Below are 4,679 nucleotides of genomic sequence, written 5' to 3'. Positions count from 1 at the left end.
AGCTTGTTACCCTGCATCGCCGCACGATAACCAACACCGTTGATTTCAAGCTTGCGGGTAAAACCAGTGGTCACACCAGCAACCATATTGCTTACGGTTGCCCGCATGGTGCCCCAAAGCGCCTTGGCTTGCTTTGAATTACGGCGTGGTGCAACAGTTGCCATATTGTCGGCAACCGACAATTCAACATCACGATGCAACGGCGCGGTAAGTTCACCATTTTTTCCTTTGACAACGACCATGCCGCCTTCTTGTGACACAGTCACATCAGACGGGATAGCAATCGCACTGTTTCCGACACGAGACATCTAAACAGCTCCCTAAAATACGTGGCAGAGGACTTCGCCGCCAACTTTGGCAGTGCGGGCCTCATTATCTGAAAGAACGCCGCGTGGTGTGGACAGAATGGCAATACCAAGTCCGTTATACACCCGTGGCAGATCACGAAGCCCATGATACACACGACGACCAGGGCGTGATACGCGCTTGATCTCGGAGATTACTGGCTCACCTTCGTGATATTTCAGCTCAATCTTCAATTCCTTGATGCCAGGACGTACATCAACGCTGGAATAGTTACGGATGTAACCTTCGCGCTTGAGCACTTCCAGAACATTTGTCCGGAACCGTGATGACGGGCTGGATACGACATTTTTGCGTGCATTCTGACCGTTACGAATACGGGTCAGCATATCACCTAGAGGATCACTCATTGACATTTTTATATCTCCTCTGACTTACCAGCTTGATTTCACGACACCCGGCACCTGACCCATTGAGGCCAGATCACGAAGCGCGATCCGAGACATTCTTAATTTACGATCATAACCGCGTGGACGTCCTGAGATTTCACAACGATTGCGAACGCGAATTGCCGCGCTGTCGCGTGGCTCTTCAGCCAGCTTCAAAACAGCCTGAAACCGCTCTTCAATCGGCAGTTCCTTATTCTTGATAATTGCCTTCAAAGCAGCGCGACGTGCACCCTTAGAGGCGACTATACGCTTGCGCTTGTTATTTTTTTCAACGGCGCTTTTCTTAGCCATGTCTGACCCCTTTGCCTTACGCTTTAATAAACGGAAACTGGAAGTTCGCGAGCAATTCGCGGGCTTCGTCATCCGTGTTGGCAGAGGTGACTACGATGATGTCCATGCCGCGGACTTCATCAACTTGGTCGTAATCAACCTCAGGAAAAATGATTTGTTCCTTGATACCCATGGCGTAATTGCCATTACCATCGAAACTTTTGCCATTCAGGCCGCGAAAATCACGTACGCGCGGCAGGGCAATCGTTACAAGGCGATCAATGAATTCATACATTTGCTCGCGACGCAGGGTCACTTTACAACCGATTGGCATACCTTCGCGCAATTTGAAAGCCGCATTGGCTTTCTTTGAACGAGTCACAATCGGCTTTTGACCAGTAATCGCAGCCAGTTCACGCGTGGCATGATCGATTTTTTTCGAATCACGCACGGCTTCACCGACACCCATGTTAATGACGACCTTCTCAAGCTTTGGAATCTGCATGGCATTCTTATAGCCAAACTTTTCCACAAGAGCCGGGCGAACTGCCGTCAGATAATGTTCTTCTAAACGCGTTTTCATCTCAGCTTACTCTCCTTACCCTGGCTTATGCCAGAGCCTTACCAGACCGACGAGCGATCCGAACTTTTTTGCCATCCTTGACTTCATAACCGACGCGCGTTGCTGCTCCGTTATCAGGGTCAATATGGGCGACATTAGAAATATGCATTGGGGCTTCCATTGGAATGATACCACCAGCATCACTTTGGGTCGGACGACGATGACGTTTGACCATATTGATACCCTGAACGCGAATGCGGGATTCAGCGCGAAGCACTTCAAGAACTTCGCCTTTTTTGCCCTTATCACGGCCAGTGATCACAATAACCTGATCGCCCTTTTTGATTTTGAACTTATCAGCCATCACAGCACCTCCGGCGCAAGCGAAACAATTTTCATGAATTTTTTGCTCCGCAACTCACGTGTTACAGGGCCAAAAATACGCGTGCCAATCGGCTCGTCCTGCTTGTTCAGCAAAACAGCTGCATTCCGGTCAAAACGGATGGCACTGCCATCTGCACGACGGATTTCCTTGGCAGTGCGAACAATAACAGCACGATGCACATCGCCCTTTTTGACTTTACCGCGTGGAATGGCTTCCTTTACGGACACCACAATCACGTCACCTACACCAGCTACCTTGCGACCTGAGCCACCAAGCACCTTGATACATTGAACCCGGCGTGCGCCAGAGTTATCGGCAACTTCAAGATTTGACTGCATTTGAATCATGTCAGTCTCCCCCTAGGCTTTGGCTGCGTCGTCATAGATCACTTCATAGACCTTTGACTTTGAAATTGGTGCACATTCGCGGATACGAACAAAATCACCCTCTTTGAAGTGGTTTTGGGCATCATGTGCCGCAAACTTCTTCGACTTGGTAATAATCTTTTTATAAACCGGGTGCATGATGCGACGCTCGACAAGCACTGTTACAGTCTTGTCTGCTTTATCGCTCACAACGGTTCCCTGCATGGTACGCTTTGGCATAACTTGCTTTCCTTACTTAGCTGCATTTTCTGCACTGGTTTTTTGACCAAGCACAGTTTTGATGCGGGCGATTTCGCGGCGCACAATACGTGCACGCGCCGGGTTTTCATTCTGACCACCTGCAATCTGAAAGCGCAGATTGAACTGCTCTTTTTTCAGATCAACAAGCTGGGTTTTCAGCTCATCAGGGGTTTTAGCACGAAGCTCTTCAGCCTTAACGGTTGCCATCTTAATGCCTCTTTCTAATCGCTATCGCCGAGACGACGAACAATTTTGGTATCAAGCGGAAGCTTGGCAGCGGCAAGACGGAAAGCCTCCTGCGCCAATTCCCACGGAACACCATCAATTTCAAACATGATGCGGCCTGGCTTAACACGGGCTACCCAAAATTCAGGTGAACCCTTACCTTTACCCATCCGAACCTCGGCAGGCTTTGATGATACAGGCACATCAGGAAAAATACGGATCCAGACACGGCCAGTACGGCGCAGGTGACGTGTGATAGCACGACGTGCGGCCTCAATCTGGCGTGCTGTGACACGCTCAGGTGACATGGCCTTTAAGCCATAAGACCCGAAATTCAGTTGTGTTCCACCCTTGGCATTGCCATGGATACGGCCTTTGTGAGCCTTGCGGAACTTGGTACGCTTTGGCGAAAGCATGACTTAATCTCCCTCGTCTTAACCGTTTGCGCGTGGCGCAGGGCCAGCTTGCTGTTCGGCCAAGCGCTTGTCTTGAGCCATTGGGTCATGAGCCATTACTTCGCCCTTGAAAACCCAAACTTTGATGCCGCAGGCACCATAGGTGGTAAAAGCAGTTGCTTCACCGTAATCAACTTCAGCGCGCAATGTATGTAGTGGCACGCGACCTTCGCGATACCATTCAGTACGCGCAATCTCAGCACCGCCCAAACGACCAGCACAATTAATCCGCACACCCAAGGCACCAAGACGCATTGCAGACTGAACCGCACGCTTCATAGCACGACGAAAACCAACACGACGTTCTAGCTGCTGAGCAATGTTTTCGGCAACCAGCTTGGCATCAATTTCAGGCTTGCGCACCTCAACGATATTCAGGCTGACTTCACCGCCAATACGTTTGCCAAGATCAACACGTAGCTTTTCAATATCCTGACCTTTTTTACCGATGATAAGACCTGGACGACCCGCATGGATTGTGACACGGGCGCGGCCAGCAGGACGTTCGATCACAACGCGGCTGATAGCGGCCTGTTTTAGGCGATCCATCAGATATTCGCGTAGTTTGATGTCTTCATGCAGCAATTTGCCGTAGTTACGACCAGCATACCAGCGTGAGTCCCATGTACGGTTGATACCAACACGCAGACCAATTGGTTTAACTTTCTGACCCATCTACTGGTCTCCTCTTTCACCGACAATGATCGTCAGATGTGAATATGGCTTAAGGATACGTGCACCACGACCGCGGGCGCGTGCCTTGAAACGCTTCATCACCAGACCTTTGCCAACATGTGCTTCTTTGACGTAAAGACGGTCAACATCCAAAGAATGATTGTTTTCCGCATTTGCGATCGCTGATTTCAATGCTTTTTCAACGTCGTTAGAAATCCGGCGACGTGAGAAGGTCAAGGTTGCAATCGCCTTGTTCACATCCATGCCCCGTATCATTGTCGCCACCAGATTCAGCTTTTGAGGGCTGACCCGAATATTACGAACAATCGTCTTAGCTTCGCTATCGGCCAGAACTCTTGGTTTTGCTTGCTTACCCATCGTGAGCCCCTAACGCTTTGATTTCTTGTCGGCGGCGTGACCGTAATAGGTGCGGGTTGGTGAAAATTCACCAAATTTATGCCCGACCATTTCTTCAGAGACAGATACCGGAATAAATTTGTTTCCGTTATGCACCCCAAAGGTCAAACCAACGAATTGTGGCAGGATTGTTGAACGGCGTGACCAAGTCTTGATGACTTCATTACGACCAGATTCGCGAACCTTGTCTGCCTTTTTCAAAAGATGTCCGTCAACAAACGGACCTTTCCAAACTGAACGTGCCATGACTATCAAAAAACCCTTATGGCTTGCGACGCCGCACAATCAGGCGGTCAGTCTTCTTGTTAGAAC

The 4,679-nt window shown here is 49.6% G+C and carries 12 protein-coding genes; all 12 read right to left on the bottom strand.

Features of this window, described 5'->3' with window-relative positions:
* On the bottom strand, nt 1-308 hold a 308-nt coding region (rplF, locus tag ABNT28_RS10165; protein ID WP_332924123.1), incomplete at its 3' end, for a 50S ribosomal protein L6.
* A 12-nt stretch (nt 309-320) separates the two neighbouring features.
* The gene (gene rpsH / locus ABNT28_RS10160) at nt 321-719 is read right to left on the bottom strand and encodes a 30S ribosomal protein S8 (RefSeq protein WP_013047274.1); all 399 of its coding nucleotides are present in this window, start codon (nt 717-719) and stop codon (nt 321-323) included.
* 18 nt (nt 720-737) lie between these two features.
* Nucleotides 738-1,043 (bottom strand): 30S ribosomal protein S14, encoded by a 306-nt coding sequence (rpsN, locus tag ABNT28_RS10155; RefSeq protein ID WP_013047273.1) that lies wholly within the window; start codon nt 1,041-1,043, stop codon nt 738-740.
* Between the two features lie 16 nt (nt 1,044-1,059).
* Nucleotides 1,060-1,605, bottom strand: a complete 546-nt coding sequence (gene rplE, locus ABNT28_RS10150; RefSeq protein ID WP_332924122.1) for a 50S ribosomal protein L5 — start codon at nt 1,603-1,605, stop codon at nt 1,060-1,062.
* 25 nt (nt 1,606-1,630) lie between these two features.
* The gene (gene rplX, locus ABNT28_RS10145) at nt 1,631-1,948 is read right to left on the bottom strand and encodes a 50S ribosomal protein L24 (RefSeq protein WP_332924121.1); all 318 of its coding nucleotides are present in this window, start codon (nt 1,946-1,948) and stop codon (nt 1,631-1,633) included.
* Nucleotides 1,948-2,316, bottom strand: coding sequence for a 50S ribosomal protein L14 (rplN, locus tag ABNT28_RS10140; RefSeq protein WP_013047270.1), 369 nt, complete (start codon nt 2,314-2,316; stop codon nt 1,948-1,950). Before rplN ends, rplX begins: the two co-directional genes overlap by 1 nt.
* 12 nt (nt 2,317-2,328) lie before the next feature.
* Nucleotides 2,329-2,574, bottom strand: a complete 246-nt coding sequence (gene rpsQ / locus ABNT28_RS10135; protein ID WP_332924120.1) for a 30S ribosomal protein S17 — start codon at nt 2,572-2,574, stop codon at nt 2,329-2,331.
* A 12-nt stretch (nt 2,575-2,586) separates the two neighbouring features.
* Nucleotides 2,587-2,802 carry a 50S ribosomal protein L29 gene (rpmC, locus tag ABNT28_RS10130; RefSeq protein WP_332924119.1) on the bottom strand — a complete coding sequence of 72 codons (216 nt, stop codon included), beginning with the start codon at nt 2,800-2,802 and terminating at the stop codon, nt 2,587-2,589.
* Between the two features lie 14 nt (nt 2,803-2,816).
* Nucleotides 2,817-3,236: a 50S ribosomal protein L16 gene (gene rplP, locus ABNT28_RS10125; protein ID WP_013047267.1), complete on the bottom strand. Its 420-nt coding sequence runs from the start codon at nt 3,234-3,236 to the stop codon at nt 2,817-2,819.
* 18 nt (nt 3,237-3,254) lie between these two features.
* Complete coding sequence (rpsC, locus tag ABNT28_RS10120; protein WP_332924118.1) at nt 3,255-3,950, bottom strand: 30S ribosomal protein S3; 696 nt, start codon at nt 3,948-3,950, stop codon at nt 3,255-3,257.
* Nucleotides 3,951-4,328 (bottom strand): 50S ribosomal protein L22, encoded by a 378-nt coding sequence (gene rplV, locus ABNT28_RS10115; RefSeq protein WP_332924117.1) that lies wholly within the window; start codon nt 4,326-4,328, stop codon nt 3,951-3,953. It abuts the gene before it with no gap.
* 9 nt (nt 4,329-4,337) lie between these two features.
* Nucleotides 4,338-4,613 (bottom strand): 30S ribosomal protein S19, encoded by a 276-nt coding sequence (gene rpsS, locus ABNT28_RS10110; protein WP_013047264.1) that lies wholly within the window; start codon nt 4,611-4,613, stop codon nt 4,338-4,340.
* Nucleotides 4,614-4,679: the final 66 nt, after the last annotated feature.

The sequence above is a fragment of the uncultured Candidatus Puniceispirillum sp. genome, from assembly GCF_963979125.1.
Taxonomy (GTDB): domain Bacteria; phylum Pseudomonadota; class Alphaproteobacteria; order Puniceispirillales; family Puniceispirillaceae; genus Puniceispirillum.
This window is presented reverse-complemented; position numbering and strand designations above follow the sequence as displayed.